We start from the raw sequence: 13,802 nt of genomic DNA on the forward strand, positions 1-13,802 counted from the left end.
CGGCAGGGGCACTGGGTCGTGTCGAGGAATCGCCGCATGTCACGCTCCGCGGGTCGGTGGGCCGGTCCGGTCGGGGGCATCCTGCCACCGCGTGGGCCGCCTACCAACGGGTTTTCCGGCGGTACCGGACGTCGGCCGGGTGGTCAGGCCCTGCTCGCCAGCTGCACGACGGTGATGTCCGAGTCGGCGCCCACGCGCACCGGCGGGCCCCAGGCGCCGGCGCCGCGGGTGACGTAGAGCTGGGTGTCGCCGTAGCGGTCGAGCCCGGCCACGGTCGGGTTGGCGAGAGCGGCGAGGTGGTTGCCGGGCCAGAGCTGACCGCCGTGCGTGTGGCCGGAGAGCTGGAGGTCGACGTGGTGGTCGACGGCCTCGTGGATCATCACCGGCTGGTGTGCCATCAGGACGACGGCGCGGTCGGTGTCGCGGTCACCGAGCGCCTTGCCGTAGTCGGGGCCCTCGCCCTGGCCCTCACCCGAGATGTCGTTGACGCCGGCCAGGTCGAAGCCGGGCAGTTCCCGGCGGGCGTTCTCCAGGGGGTGGACGTTCAGCTCGCGGAGGTGGTCGATCCACGAGCGGGCGTCACCGAAGTACTCGTGGTTGCCGGTCACGAAGTACGCGCCGTGCCGGGAGTGCAGCTCGCGCAGCGGTTCGGCGGCGGAGCCGAGGTCGGCTACGGTCCCGTCGACCAGGTCGCCCACGACGGCGACCAGGTCCGGCTGGGTGCGGTTGATCGTCTCGACGATCCGCCGCGTGTGGGCGCGGCCCAGGATCGGGCCGAGGTGGATGTCGCTGACGACGGCGATCCGGTACCCGGAGGCCCGCCGGCCCAGCTTGGCCAGCGGAACGGTGAGGTTCTTGAGCGTCGGCCCGTTCAACACGCTGTAGGCCCCGGCCGCCGTGGTGCCCAGCCCCGCGACGCCCGCCGTGACGGCGACGGTACGGGCCAGGAAGACCCGGCGGGTGGGCACGGCGGCCGAGAGGGGGACGGCGAGCCCGGAGCCGGGTCCCGCGTCCGCCGATCCGGTCGTCGCCTGTGCCGGGCCGCTCGTCGTGGTGGCCGGTGCTGCTGTCGTCCCCGTGCGCGCTGCCGCCGCTTCCGTGCCGTCCGTCCCCCGTGCCCCGCGGGACCTGCCCCAGGGCGTGCGGGCCAGCACGAACCGGACCAGTTCGGCGGCGAGCAGGGCCAGCATCAGGTAGAGGAGGCAGGCGAGCCACAGGTAGCCGGGCCAGGCGAGGATCTGCTCCAGCAGGAAGGGGGCACCGGCGCGGCCGGAGACGAGGGCGCCGACCGTGGTGAGCGGCAGCAGCACCGCCAGTACCGTCCCGGTACGGCGCCATGCGCCACCGGGTGCCGTCACGTCGCGTACGAAGCGCCGCCACAGGTAGTGGTGGGCTCCCACGAGTACGCCGAGCACGACGAGCCCCACCACAACGCCCACAGCCACCATCCCGGCTGTCCCTCCCCCTCGTTCCGGGCCCCGTACGCCCCCATCCGGCCCTGTACGCCGTCGTCTAGCTGCGCCGGGCCGCCCGGAGCCCTCTGAGACCGATCAGGCCGATCGCCGTTCCCAGCAGGAAGGAGGTGATCGCCAGCAGCAGATGGATCCAAAAGTAACCGGTCGGATTCCCGGCATCGTCGAATGCCAGTCCGCTGCCGTCCTTCCAGAGGTTTTTCACGAAGGTGATCCAGACGAACCAGGACCACACCCCGAAGGCCAGCAGGAAGGCGGAGACGCGGCGGGACAGCACCAGTCCCGTCCGCCGCGGCCGGTTCTCGGCGTCCGTGGCGGGGGCCGCCGTGGAGGTGTCGTGCATGGCTCCAGTATGGACGGCCCCTCTGTGCCGCCCCACCCAGGGGCCGTCCGTCGACCGCCCGGGGGCCGCCCGGCACTCCGGTCGGGCGGCGGTGTGAGGACACCCACACCCAAGAAGATGTAAAAGGCAAGTATTTTGCATCCGCAGCTTATATAATTACGGAATGCAAACGTCGCCGTCGGCCGACGAGCAGCGGATCGAACAGGCCGCACGAGGCCTGCTGAGCGGCATCGGAAGACTCTCCCGGCTGCTCTTCCGCACCGGGGACTTCGGACTCCCCCGCAGCTCGGCCACCGCTTTGGACGCCCTGGAGGAAGGCCCGCGCAGGGTGACCGAGCTCACCTCGCACACCGGGCTGACCCAGCCGCGGGTCACCACCGTCCTCAAGGAGCTGGAGGCGCAGGGCCTGGTCGAGCGGCGCACCTGTGCCGACGACCGCCGCGCCACCGAGGCCCATCTCACGCCGCTCGGCCGGGAGTTGCTGGAACAGGGGCGCAGGCGGATGGCCGCTGCCCTGCTCCGCGGGCTCCACGCGCACGCCGACGACCCCGAACACACCGTGGCCGTCGCCCGCGAGGCCGTCCACACCCTTTTGACGTCCCTGGAACCGGAGGCCAGTTGAGCACATCAGCCACCATGACGCCCGCAGCAGCACGCCCGTCCCGCAGCGCCGAGGAGCCCGCCGATACGGGTGGTACCGCAGCGGCGGCGGGCGAGGGCCCGGCCGTGGAGCCCGGCGCCGCCGCCCTGCACGCCCCCCGCCGGGTGAGCGGGCCGCGCCACTGGTGGGACTGGGTCCTCGCCGCCGACCCCGGGCTCGGCCAGTTGCAGGCGGGATGGCGCACGCTCGTCTCGATGGTCGTCGCCCTCGCCGTCGGCTACGGCATGTCCCAGGTGGCCGGGGTGCCCGCCATGCTGGGCATGATGGTCGGCGGCATGATCGGCCTGATGAGCTCGTTCGCCGTCGCGGAGAACACCCCGCTGCGGCTGACCCGCGCCATCCTGTGGCTGCCGATCCCCTACTCGGCGATCCTGCCGGTCTCCGCCTGGCTCCATCAGGACCGGGTCCTCGAACTGTGCCTGATGGGCGTCGCGATCGCCCTGCTGTTCTTCCTGCTGAAGTTCGGCACGATCGCGCTGCTGACCGGCATGATGATGTTCAACGCCTTCATGGTCGGGATGATGACGCCCATCCCGCTGCACTCGTGCGGCTGGCTGTTCGTCGTCGCCGCCGCCACCGCGGTCGCCGTCCTGGCCGCCCGCCTGCTGCTGTGCTGTCCGATGCCGCGCGAGGATCTGCTGCGCACCCAGCGGGCGTTCGTCGTCGAGGCCCGCCGGATCGCCGACGCGGCCGCCACCGCGCTGGACCCGGACGCCGACGCGGCCGTCGCCACCCGACGGATGCGCCGCGCACTGCGGCGGCTCAACGTCACCACCCTCACCATCGACGGCAACCTCGCACAGCCCGAGGTCGCCGCGGACCCCGAGTCGGCGGAGCTGCTGCACCAGTACCTCTTCGACGCCGAACTGGCCCTCCAGGGCATCGGACACGCCGTCGGGCAGTTGACGAGGCGTCACGTGCCCTCGCAGCTCCGCGAGGCACTCGTGGTCGGTCTCGTCCTGGCCCGGGACACCCACCTGGGGCGGGCCGACGCGCTGCGTCCCGCCGCCGAACTGATCCGCCGCCAGGCGGCTGCCCCGTCGAGGAGCGCCGGGACCGAGGAGACCGAGGGGGAGGACGCCGAGGTGCGGGCCGCCGCACGCCGCGTCGCCGACCTGCTGGACGCCCTCGCCGACGCGCTGGCCTGCTGGCTGAACCTGGGCTGGAACGCGCCCACTTCCCGCGCCAAGGTCCCCTTCAAGCAGACGGTGCTGCTGGAGCGCGGCCGACCCGCCGCGTCCGGTCCGGCCGCCGAGCGGGTCGCCCAGGCGCAGGGCGGCGACACCGGCTGGCGGCGCGCCGTGCCGTATGTGCGGGCCCCGCTGACCGCCGGGCTGGCCGCCGCGATCACCATCCCGATCGCCGACGCCGTCAACGGGCAACGGTTCTACTGGGGCCTCATCGGCGTGCTGATCACCTTGTTCGGCACCAACACCGCGCACGAGCGGCTGCGCAAGTTCGCCCACCGCATGGTCGGCACGGCCGTCGGCGCCGTCCTCGGCATCGCGCTGCTGCACGCCGTGGGCCACGGCCACGTCTACGCGATGCTGGCGGTCATCGTCGCCGGCATCACCTTCGGCGCCTGGGGCATGTCGCGCGCCTACGGCCTCTGGGTCGTCGGCCTGGTCGTCGCGCTCACCCAGCTCTACGGGCTGACCACCCCGTACGACGGCATGGACGGCCTGCTGACCGACCGCCTCGTCGAGAACGGGCTCGGCATCCTGGTGGCCACCGGATGCGCCGCCGTCGTCTTCCCCGTCGGCACCCGGAAGGTACGGCGGGAGGCCGTCAGCGGCTACCTGACGGCGCTGGAGGACCTGATCGCCCAGGTCGCCGCCCGCTGGAAGGAGCCCGAGGCCCCCATCCGGCTGCGCGGCGCCGCCCGCGGGGTGGACGCCGCCCTGTACCAGGCGCAGTCCGTCCTGCGCCCGCTGGTGCGGATGCCGCTCGGCACCCGCGGCCGCACCGGGGACAACCTGCTCGCGCTGCTGGGCGCCGCCACCCGGCACGCCCGTTCGCTGGCCGCCGCGGCGGACGTCGACATCGATCTCGACCCCGGGCTGCGGGCCCGCGTGGACCGCGTCACCGAGGTCTTCGCCGGATCCCTGCGCTCCCTGGACCGCCGGCTCGGCACCGGCCACCCGGACGGCACCTGGGTACGGGTCAGCCCGCTGGTGCGCGAGGTGGAGGCGGAGCTGCGGTCCACGTCCGGGCCGCGCGCCGACCGGCTGCGGACCGCCCTGCGGGAGATCGCCGGACTGGACGAGGCACTGGCAGGACTCGCCGACAACCGGGGCATGCGCATCACCGCCGACCCGGCCACCCCGGCGCCGGCCGCCCCCGCCGCGCTGCACGGGGCGCCCACCGGTGCGCCCGGCGCCCCCGCCGACCCGCGGGCCCACCAGCAGGACCTGCACCGTGCCCTGGCGGCCCAGGCCTTCGCGGCCTCCGCCTCCCGCCGGGCGGGCCCGCGGCCGGTACCGGCCCCTACGACCGACCGCCGCGGCGCCCGCACCGCCTCGGGACACTGCCCTGTGGGCCCCGTAGACCCCGTCGGCGCCAAGGTCGAGGCTCCCGGGGACCCGGACGGAACGACGGGAGCATCCCCCGCGGTCCGGTCGCCCCAGCCGACCCAAGAGGCCACCGAGGCCACCGAGGCCACCGTCAGGACCGGGCCCGAGCGCGAGGCCGGTCCAGGCCCCTCCGCCGCCGTCCGGACCGATCCCGGGGCCCGAACGACTGCCGGGACAACCATCGGGACCGGGCCCGGCACCGGGGTGGCGGGAGGCTCCCAGGAGCCGGGGTCCCACCGGGAGCCGGGGTCCCACCGGGGGCCTGGCGCGCGCCGGGAGCCGGGGCCCCACCAGGGCCCTGGCGCGCGCCGGGAGCCGGGGCCCCACCAGGGCCCTGGCGCGCGCCGGGAGCCGGGGCCCCACCAGGAGCCGGGGTCCCACCGGGCGGAGGCGTCCGGTGTCGTGACCGTCGACGGGTCCGTGCGCTGCCCGCAGCATCCCGGCGGGTGTGAGGCGTGGATCACAGTGGTCAGCGATCAGGGCAAGCGGCAGGCGCTGGTGCGGGCGGTCGGCGGCGGGTTCGAGCTGACCGGGCTGGCACCGGGCGGCTACACGCTGGTGGTCTCCAGCTCCGCGCACGCGCCCAGCGCGGAGTTCCTGCTGGTCACCGGCGCGGCAGTCCGGATGCGGCGCGACGTCGTGCTGCGGCCCGCCGCCTGACGGGCCGCCACGCCCTCGGCCCGGGCGGGTGCGGGCAGCCGCGCGGAGACCCCGTGCGCGAGCTCGGCAAGCAGAAGGGAGGGGTTCCGGTTGTGTGCGGGGCCCCTCCTTCGGCCTAGTGCACTGGGCGAGTTGGCGTATCGGGTCGCGCGCGTGGAGGGGCTCGGCGTCCACAACGCGCGCAGGGGCCTGTACGTTCGCAGGGTGCCCATTTCTTCGCATTATTCAGACCGCGCCCCGCGCCCGGGCGTGGCACGCGCCCCGCGCACGCGCCGCGCCACCGCGCTCGCCTCCACAGCGTTCGCGCTCAGCCTTCTGACCGTTCCGGCCGCACTGCCCGCGCACGCCGACGACAACGAATCGGCCGGCAAGGCCAACGAGCCCAAGCCGCCCGCTCAGATGTCGACCGTGGGCGGGTCCCAGCTCGGCCGCCCCGGTACCCAGGTGAACCTGAAGAAGGGCGCTCCGAAGCTGCCGACCAAGCTCTCGGGGCGCTCGTGGGTCATCTCCGACGCCGAGTCCGGCAGGGTGCTGGCCTCGCACAACGCGCACTGGCGACTGCCTCCGGCCAGCACCCTGAAGATGCTGTTCGCGGACACGGTGCTGCCCAAGCTGCCCAAGGAGCGCACCCACAAGGTCGTCCCGTCCGACCTGCAGGGCATGGGTGAGGGCAGCAGCCTGGTCGGCGTCAAGGAGGGCGAGTCGTACTCGGTGCACGACCTGTGGCTCGGCGTGTTCCTGCGCTCGGGCAACGACGCCGTGCACGTGCTGGCGGCCATGAACGGCGGCGTCGGCAAGACCGTCCAGGGCATGAACGACAAGGCCCGGGCGCTGCACGCGAACGACACCAGGGTCGTCAGCCCGGACGGCTACGACCGCAAGGGGCAGGTGTCCTCGGCCTACGACCTGACGCTGTTCGCCCGCGCGGGGCTGCAGAACAAGGACTTCCGCGAGTACGCCTCGACCGCCACCGCCAAGTTCCCGGGGCAGACGAAGAAGAAGGACGGCAAGACGAAGCGCGAGAGCTTCGGGATCCAGAACACCAACCGTCTGCTGACCGGCGACGTGGGCATCGATCCCTACCCGGGGATCGCGGGCGTCAAGAACGGTTCGACGACCAACGCGGGCAACACCTTCACCGGTGTCGCCCAGCGCGGCGACCGGGTGCTGCTGGTGACCGTCATGCACCCGGACGGCGAGGAGCCGCACGGCGTCTACAAGGAGACCGCCAGGCTGCTGGACTGGGGCTTCGCCGCCGACGGCAAGGTGGAGCCCGTGGGTGAGCTGGTGGCGCCGGGCACCTCGGGCGGCGGGGGCACCCCGGCCGGCAAGGGCGGCGAGGCGGGCGGCTCGCACGACGCGCACGCGGCTGCCCGTACGGATGCCAAGCCCTCGGGCGGTGCCGGCGTCGCCATCGGCATCACCGCCGGTGTTCTGGTCCTTCTCGGTCTGGTGGCGTACGGCGTGCACCGCCGCTGGCCGCTTCCGGACCTGGCTCGCCGCCGCCGGTGACACCGCCCTCCCTGTCGCCGGACCCCGCCTCGCCGGAGTCCGGGGTCTCCGCGTCGGCGGGGTCCGGGGTCCTCGCGACGGCGGAGTCCGGGGTCTTGGCGTCGCCGGGGTCCGGATCGTCGGGGGTGTCCTCGATCAGGTCCTGTACGGGCTGCCGGGAGGCGGGCTCCCCGGCGGGGGCGGGGGCGGTGGCCGTCCAGGCAGCGCAGTAGAGCAGCAGCTTGGTCATGAAGGAGATCCACAGCAGCAGGGCGATGGGCACGCCGAAGGCGCCGTAGATGTTCTTGGCGGCCACCTGCTGGAGGTAGCCGCCGAGCAGCAGCTTCAGCAGCTCGAATCCGACGGCGCCCTGCAGGGCCGCGGCCAGCGTGGCACGGCGCGGCGGGCGCACCCGGGGCAGCAGGGTCAGCACGTACCACAGCAGCAGGAAGTCCGCGGCCACGGCGGCGGCGTACCCGGCGGCGCGCAGCAGCACCGTCCCGATGCCGCCCTCGGCCAGCCCGATCCACTCCGCGACCCGGGTCACCGCGGTGACGGCGAACGCCGAGCCGCCGAGGGAGATCAGCCCGACCAGGCCGAGTCCGAGCAGGATGCCCAGGTCGGTGGCCTTGCGCAGGACCACGTTGCCGGGGTCCTCGGTCAGGTCCCATACGGCGCGCAGGCTCTCCCGGAGCGCGCCGACCCAGCTCGCGCCGGTGAACAGCAGCGCGGCTCCGGCGACACTCCCGACGGTGCCCGCGTTGTCGGCCAGCGACTGGAGCTGGAGCTGGTCGGAGATGCCGGGCACCTGCTCGGTGAGGGTGTCCTGGAGCTGCCGCGTCTGCGCCGCGGGGAGCAGCGCAGCGGCGACGGCGGCACCGACCGCCAGCATCGGGAACAGCGCCAGGAAACTGGTGAACGTGATCGCGGCGGCCAGCCGCGTCCACTTGCGGGCGTCCAGGTGCGTGTAGACGTGCCAGATCCGGGTGGTGAACAACCACGTCAGGAACGGACCCAGCAGCGGCAGCTTCGTCAGTCTTTCCACACCAGGCCCATGCCCCGCCACAGCGGTTTCCAGCCATGGTCGTCGGCGGTCATCGGCCGGGTGCCCCGCGGACCGCCTCGGCTACAGCGTGGCCGACGGGTGCAGCGCCGTACGCCGCTGGTGGGGCGGCCGGCAGCCCGCCGGGGGCAGGGCGACGTCCAGGGCAGCGGTGGTCGGCGTCGGCCCCGGGGCACAGCCACGGCCCGGCGGCAGGCCGGGGCTGGGCGCGAACGGGAACTCCCGCTTGAGCCGCCACTGGGCGTCCGCCCCCTGCTCGTAGAGGGCGAACCCGGTGGCCGTCCAGGCGCAGTCGAAGTCGGCCAGCTCCTCGTACGCGCGGTCCATCGCCGCCTCCGGGATGCCGTGCGCGACGGTGACGTGCGGGTGGTACGGGAAGTGCAGCTCGCGGGCGAGCGGGCCCTCGGCGGCCCTGACCCGCTCCTGCAGCCGGGCGCAGGCCGCGCCGCCCCGCGCGACCTGGACGAAGACCACGGGTGTCAGCGGCCGGAAGGTGCCGGTCCCCGACAGGTGGACCCGGAAGGGGCGCCCGGCCAGGGCGACCCCCGCCAGGTGCGCCTCGACCGAGGGGCGCGCCGCCCGGGGCACCTCGGTCGGCGGCAGCAGCGTGATGTGGGTGGGGATGCCGTGTGCCGCGCTGTCCCCGAAGGACGCCCGCCGCTCCTGGAGCAGCGAACCGTACGGCTCCGGCACGGCGAGCGACACACCGAGGGTGACGGTCGCCGGCGCGTCGGTCGCTCCCGCGCCCATGGGTTCTCCCTTCACCGCCTGCCGGGCACGAAGCCCACCTTCTCGTAGACGTCCCGCAGCGTGTCCGACGCCACGTCCCGGGCCTTCTCCGCGCCGTCCAGCAGGATCCTGTCCAGCGACGCCGGGTCGTCCATGTACTCCTGCGTCCGCGTGCGGAACGGTGTCACCCAGTCCGTGACGATCTCGGCGAGATCCGTCTTGAGCGCACCGTAACCCTTGCCCGCGTACTTATCCTCCAGTTCCTGGATTCCGGAACCGGTGAGGGTGGCGTGGATGGTCAGCAGATTGCTGATCCCGGGCTTCTTGTCCCGGTCGAACCGGATGACCGTGTCGGTGTCGGTGACCGCGCTTTTGATCTTCTTCGCCGTCACCTTCGGCTCGTCCAGCAGGTCGATGATGCCCTTGGGGGTGGAGGCCGACTTGCTCATCTTGACCTGCGGGTCCTGGAGGTCGTAGATCTTCGCCGTCTCCTGGGGGATGTGCGCCTCGGGGACCGGGAAGGTGGCGCCGTACCGCCCGTTGAAGCGCTCGGCGATGGTGCGGGTCAGCTCCAGGTGCTGGCGCTGGTCCTCGCCGACGGGGACCTGGTGGGCCCGGTAGATCAGGATGTCCGCCACCATCAGCGCCGGGTAGGTGAACAGGCCCACACTCGTGTGGTCCGTACCCTGCTTGGCGGACTTGTCCTTGAACTGCGTCATCCGCGCCGCCTCACCGAACCCGGTCAGGCACTCCACGATCCAGCTCAACTGGGTGTGCTCGGGAACGTGGCTCTGCAGGAAGAGGGTGCAGCGCTGCGGGTCCAGCCCGGCCGCCAGCAGCTGGGCCGCCGCCATCCGCGAGTTGTTCCGCAGGTCGGCGGGGTCCTTGGGGATCGTCACGGCGTGCAGGTCGACGACCGTGTAGAAGGCGTCGTGGGTCTCCTGGAGGTCCACCCACTGGCGTACGGCACCCAGGTAGTTACCCAGGTGGAACGAACCGGCGGTGGGCTGGATCCCGGACAGCACGCGAGGACGATCATTGGCCATGCCGCCATTCTCTCAGGTGCCGGCGGCCACTCGGCACGCGACAGCGGGTGAGCTGGGGCACGGGCCGGGCGCCCTCGGGTCCGGGGGCTGCTCAGCCCCGCGGGGCCCGGCGAAGATGGAGGGGTGCCGCCCCACCGGGCGCGCACGACGGTACGTACAGAGGAACGGAGACGACGATGTCCACCCTCTCCACCGCCACCAGCGCGCGGAGCATCGCCACAGCGGAGGCTCACAGCGCGCACAACTACCACCCCCTGCCCGTCGTCATCGCGACCGCGGACGGCGCGTGGGTCACCGACGTCGAGGGGCGCCGCCATCTCGACATGCTCGCCGGATACTCGGCGCTGAACTTCGGGCACCGCAACCCCCGGCTGATCGAGGCCGCCAAGGCGCAGCTCGACCGGGTCACCCTCACCTCCCGCGCCTTCCACCACGACCGCTTCGCCGACTTCGCCGCCCAGCTCGCCGAGTTGTGCGGCATGGAGATGGTGCTGCCGATGAACACCGGCGCCGAGGCGGTGGAGACGGCGGTCAAGACGGCCCGCAAGTGGGGTTACCGCGTCAAGGGCGTGCCCGAGGGCCGGGCGAAGATCGTGGTGGCCGACAACAACTTCCACGGCCGGACCACCACCATCGTCAGCTTCTCCACCGACGAGGAGGCCCGCGCCGACCACGGCCCCTTCACACCGGGCTTCCAGAGCGTCCCCTACGGCGATCTGCCCGCCCTCCGGGCGGCGATCGACGGCAACGGCGGGGACGGCGAGGACGGTGGGGACGGCGGGGAAGCTGTCGCCGTGCTGCTGGAGCCCGTGCAGGGTGAGGCGGGCGTCCTGGTGCCGCCGCCCGGCTACCTGGCCGGGGTCCGCGAGGTGACCCGCGACCGGGGGGTGCTCCTCATCGCGGACGAGATCCAGTCCGGGCTCGGCCGGACGGGGGCCACCTTCGCCTGCGAGCAGGAGGGCGTCACCCCCGACATGTACGTCCTGGGCAAGGCGCTGGGCGGCGGTGTCGTGCCGGTCTCCGCCGTCGTCTCCTCCCGCGAGGTCCTCGGCGTCCACCGCCCCGGCGAACACGGCTCCACCTTCGGCGGCAACCCGCTGGCCTGCGCCGTCGCCCTGGAGGTGCTGGCGATGCTGCGCACCGGTGAGTACCAGCAGCGCGCCGCGGAACTGGGTGAGCACCTCCACCGCGAGCTGGGCCTGCTGCCCTCCGGCGCCGTCCGCGAGGTCCGCGGCCGGGGCCTGTGGGCCGGCGTCGACATCGATCCGGCGCACGGCACGGGACGCGAGATCTCCGAGAAGCTCCTGGACCGCCGCGTTCTCGTCAAGGACACCCACGGCTCCACGATCCGCCTGGCCCCGCCCCTGGTCATCAGCAAGGAAGACCTCGACTGGGGTCTGGAGCAGCTGCGCGAGGTCCTGACGGACTGAGCCGGGCGGGCGCGGGCCGGCGCGGTCCTCCGCCGGTCCGCGCGCTCCTCCACGTCAGGTGCCGGTCCGAGGACCGTGCCGCTCGTGCCCTCCTCGGTCGGCGGGCCCGGCCGGACGGTGCGAGGGCCGGGCGCAGGGGGCGGTGCGCCGCGTGCCGGGGGCCGTCGGCCGGCTCGGACCACAGCTCGCCCGGTTCGGTCTCCTGGCCGAGGTCCGCCTCCAGGTGGTCGGCGGTCTCGCCAGCCGCACGGAGCGCCCCGGCGACCACAGCGTGCCGCTCGTCGGCAGGAGCGTCCTCGACAGCGCCGAGAAGGTCCGCGACGGCGGCGTTCCGACGGGCTTCGGGCCCATGTGCCCGTGACGCCAGCCGCACGGAGCGCCGCGGCGACCAGAGCGTGCCGCTCGTCGGCAGGAGCGTCCTCGACAGCGCCGAGAAGGTCCGCGACGGCGGCGTTCCGACGGGCTTCGGGCCCATGTGCCCGTGACGCAGCTCCTGTTGCGGGTCGCCGTACGGTCGGCAAGCGCCACGCATCGTCGCACGGGGTACCGACAGCGCCCGCCGCTCCGGTCGGTCGGCGTCCGGGTGCGGGGACGGTGCGTGCGCCGCGCTCAGGACGCGGTGGGGGCGGCGGTCTCCTGCCGCCGCACCGTCCCGCGCTGGGTCAGCAGCGTCCCGGCGCACGTGAGTGCCAGGGCGGCCAGCAGGCCCAGGTTGGCGCCGGCCCAGGTGCCGGTGCGGCCGCCGAGACCGAGCGGGGCCAGCAGGTAGCCCTGCCAGTCGAGCCACTCGGCGCCGGTGTTGGTGACCAGGCCCCAGCCCAGCGCCGTGGCGGCGACGAGCAGGGTGACGGGCAGCCACCGGATGTCGCCGTACCGCCCGCGGGGGCGGAAGAGGTCCGCGTCGTCGAAGGGGCGGGAGCGCAGCGCGGTGTCCGCGAGCATCGTGCCGCACCAGGCGGCGACGGGCACGCCCAAGGTGGTCAGGAACGCCTGGAAGGTACCGAGGAAGTCGTCGGCGAAGAAGACGAGGGAGACGGTGCCGGCGACCATCAGGGCACCGTCGAGCCCCGCGGCGGCGTAGCGCGGCACGCGCAGCCCGGCGGCGAGCAGGGCGAGCCCGGAGGAGTAGATGTCCAGGACGGCGCCGCCGACCAGCCCGAGAACCGCGACGAGCGTGAAGGGGAGCAGGAACCACAGCGGGAGAAGGGTGGTGAGGGCGCCGATGGGGTCGGCGGCGACCGCCTCGTCCAGCCCCGGGGACGAACCGGCCAGCAGCAGCCCGAAGGCGAAGAGGACCAGCGGCGCGAGCGAGCCGCCCAGCACGGTCCAGCCGGCGACCGCCGTACCCCGCGTGCGGCGGGGCAGGTAGCGGGAGTAGTCCGCGGCGGCGTTGACCCAGCCGAGACCGAACCCGGTCATCACGAACACGAGGGCTCCCACGACCTGTTGGGCCGAGCCGTGGGGCAGGCCGGTGACCCGGCCGAGGTCGATCTCGTCGGCCACCAGCACCATGTAACCGACCGTCAGCACACCGGTCACCACGGTGATGGCCGTCTGCAACCGCATGATGAGGTCGAAGCCGATGACTCCGGCAGCGACGGTCAGCGCGGAGACCACCAGCAGCGCGAGGATCTTCGTGGCCGTACCGCCGCCCCAGCCGAGCCGGTCGAGGACGGTGGCCGTGGCCAGCGTCGCCAGTGTCACCAGGACGGTCTCCCAGCCGACGGTGAGCACCCAGGAGACTGCGGCGGGCAGCCGGTTGCCCCGGACTCCGAACGCGGCGCGGCTGAGCACCATCGTCGGTGCGGAGCCGCGCTTGCCGGCCACGGCCACCAGACCGCACAGCAGGAAGGAGACGAGGACTCCGGCGGCCCCGGCGAGCAGCGCCTGCCAGAAGGAGAGGCCGAAGCCCAGCGCGAACGAGCCGTAACCGAGGCCGAGAACGGACACGTTGGACCCGAACCAGGGCCAGAAGAGCTGAGCCGGGCGTCCCTTGCGTTCGGCCTCCGCGATGACGTTGAGACCGTTCTCCTCGACCGCCGGCATGCTGGCGCTCCCCCGCTTCCCTGTCCCGGACTCCGGGCCCCGCCCCCCGTTGACGGCCGGGGCTCGTGGAGCCTCCAAGGTCGGCACCTCCCGCGTCAAGAGCCGCCGATACACCCTGTTCACCACGCGGGAGCGGGCCGCCGAGCACTTCGAGGAGGGTGAACTGTCCGCGCTGCTGGGACAGATCGTCGCGATCAACGCCTGGAACCGGTTCAACGTGGCGGTCCGCGAGGTCCCCAAGAGCCTGGCCGCCGGCGGCGCCCCCTCCTGAGCGCCGCCGATCCCGTG

The 13,802-nt window shown here is 73.5% G+C and carries 12 protein-coding genes; 6 read left to right on the forward strand and 6 right to left on the reverse strand.

Annotated elements, in window-relative coordinates; genetic code table 11:
- Positions 1-143 precede the first annotated feature (143 nt).
- Positions 144-1,448 (reverse strand): metallophosphoesterase, encoded by a 1,305-nt coding sequence (locus H297_RS0103960; RefSeq protein ID WP_027735988.1) that lies wholly within the window; start codon positions 1,446-1,448, stop codon positions 144-146.
- 64 nt (positions 1,449-1,512) lie between these two features.
- Positions 1,513-1,752, reverse strand: coding sequence for an SCO4848 family membrane protein (locus tag H297_RS0103965; RefSeq protein WP_027735989.1), 240 nt, complete (start codon positions 1,750-1,752; stop codon positions 1,513-1,515).
- A gap of 226 nt (positions 1,753-1,978) precedes the next feature.
- Here H297_RS0103965 and H297_RS0103970 point away from each other — a divergent pair, with 226 nt between their 5' ends.
- The 3 genes from H297_RS0103970 to H297_RS0103980 all read left to right on the forward strand — a co-directional run bounded on the left by H297_RS0103970 (position 1,979) and on the right by H297_RS0103980 (position 7,221).
- Positions 1,979-2,437, forward strand: coding sequence for a MarR family transcriptional regulator (locus H297_RS0103970; protein WP_027735990.1), 459 nt, complete (start codon positions 1,979-1,981; stop codon positions 2,435-2,437).
- A gap of 14 nt (positions 2,438-2,451) precedes the next feature.
- Entirely contained in the window at positions 2,452-5,709 is a 3,258-nt protein-coding gene (locus H297_RS34360) for an FUSC family protein (protein WP_078513708.1), read from the forward strand.
- A gap of 249 nt (positions 5,710-5,958) precedes the next feature.
- Positions 5,959-7,221 (forward strand): D-alanyl-D-alanine carboxypeptidase family protein, encoded by a 1,263-nt coding sequence (locus H297_RS0103980; RefSeq protein ID WP_051351464.1) that lies wholly within the window; start codon positions 5,959-5,961, stop codon positions 7,219-7,221.
- On the opposite strand, the gene H297_RS0103985 is transcribed toward H297_RS0103980, so the two are convergent.
- From H297_RS0103985 to trpS, 3 genes are all read right to left on the reverse strand, one after another.
- Positions 7,130-8,245 (reverse strand): YhjD/YihY/BrkB family envelope integrity protein, encoded by a 1,116-nt coding sequence (locus tag H297_RS0103985; RefSeq protein ID WP_027735992.1) that lies wholly within the window; start codon positions 8,243-8,245, stop codon positions 7,130-7,132. The genes H297_RS0103980 and H297_RS0103985 overlap by 92 nt on opposite strands.
- 81 nt (positions 8,246-8,326) lie before the next feature.
- Positions 8,327-9,013, reverse strand: coding sequence for a 2'-5' RNA ligase family protein (locus tag H297_RS0103990; RefSeq protein ID WP_027735993.1), 687 nt, complete (start codon positions 9,011-9,013; stop codon positions 8,327-8,329).
- A gap of 11 nt (positions 9,014-9,024) precedes the next feature.
- Positions 9,025-10,038 (reverse strand): tryptophan--tRNA ligase, encoded by a 1,014-nt coding sequence (gene trpS / locus H297_RS0103995; RefSeq protein ID WP_027735994.1) that lies wholly within the window; start codon positions 10,036-10,038, stop codon positions 9,025-9,027.
- A 176-nt stretch (positions 10,039-10,214) separates the two neighbouring features.
- On the opposite strand from trpS, the gene rocD reads away from it, so the two are divergent.
- Complete coding sequence (gene rocD, locus H297_RS0104000) at positions 10,215-11,468, forward strand: ornithine--oxo-acid transaminase (protein WP_027735995.1); 1,254 nt, start codon at positions 10,215-10,217, stop codon at positions 11,466-11,468.
- 151 nt (positions 11,469-11,619) lie between these two features.
- The gene (locus H297_RS0104005) at positions 11,620-11,829 is read left to right on the forward strand and encodes a hypothetical protein (protein ID WP_158693635.1); all 210 of its coding nucleotides are present in this window, start codon (positions 11,620-11,622) and stop codon (positions 11,827-11,829) included.
- Between the two features lie 248 nt (positions 11,830-12,077).
- Here H297_RS0104005 and H297_RS0104015 read toward each other — a convergent pair whose 3' ends face one another.
- Complete coding sequence (locus tag H297_RS0104015) at positions 12,078-13,514, reverse strand: cytosine permease (protein ID WP_027735997.1); 1,437 nt, start codon at positions 13,512-13,514, stop codon at positions 12,078-12,080.
- Between H297_RS0104015 and H297_RS43990 the strand changes: the two genes are divergently transcribed.
- Positions 13,513-13,785, forward strand: a complete 273-nt coding sequence (locus tag H297_RS43990) for a hypothetical protein (RefSeq protein WP_027735998.1) — start codon at positions 13,513-13,515, stop codon at positions 13,783-13,785. The two genes, H297_RS0104015 and H297_RS43990, sit on opposite strands and share 2 nt — an antisense overlap.
- Positions 13,786-13,802 lie beyond the last annotated feature (17 nt).

The organism is Streptomyces sp. CNT360, assembly GCF_000424785.1.

Excerpts from the sequence above, each read along its gene's own strand:
- H297_RS0103960 (WP_027735988.1), bottom strand. The coding sequence starts at position 1,448 with ATGGTGGCTGTGGGCGTTGTGGTGGGGCTCGTCGTGCTCGGCGTACTC.
- H297_RS0103970 (WP_027735990.1), top strand. The coding sequence starts at position 1,979 with ATGCAAACGTCGCCGTCGGCCGACGAGCAGCGGATCGAACAGGCCGCA.
- H297_RS34360 (WP_078513708.1), top strand. The coding sequence starts at position 2,452 with ATGACGCCCGCAGCAGCACGCCCGTCCCGCAGCGCCGAGGAGCCCGCC.
- H297_RS0103990 (WP_027735993.1), bottom strand. The coding sequence starts at position 9,013 with ATGGGCGCGGGAGCGACCGACGCGCCGGCGACCGTCACCCTCGGTGTG.
- trpS (WP_027735994.1), bottom strand. The coding sequence starts at position 10,038 with ATGGCCAATGATCGTCCTCGCGTGCTGTCCGGGATCCAGCCCACCGCC.
- rocD (WP_027735995.1), top strand. The coding sequence starts at position 10,215 with ATGTCCACCCTCTCCACCGCCACCAGCGCGCGGAGCATCGCCACAGCG.
- H297_RS43990 (WP_027735998.1), top strand. The coding sequence starts at position 13,513 with ATGCTGGCGCTCCCCCGCTTCCCTGTCCCGGACTCCGGGCCCCGCCCC.
- H297_RS0104015 (WP_027735997.1), bottom strand. The coding sequence starts at position 13,514 with ATGCCGGCGGTCGAGGAGAACGGTCTCAACGTCATCGCGGAGGCCGAA.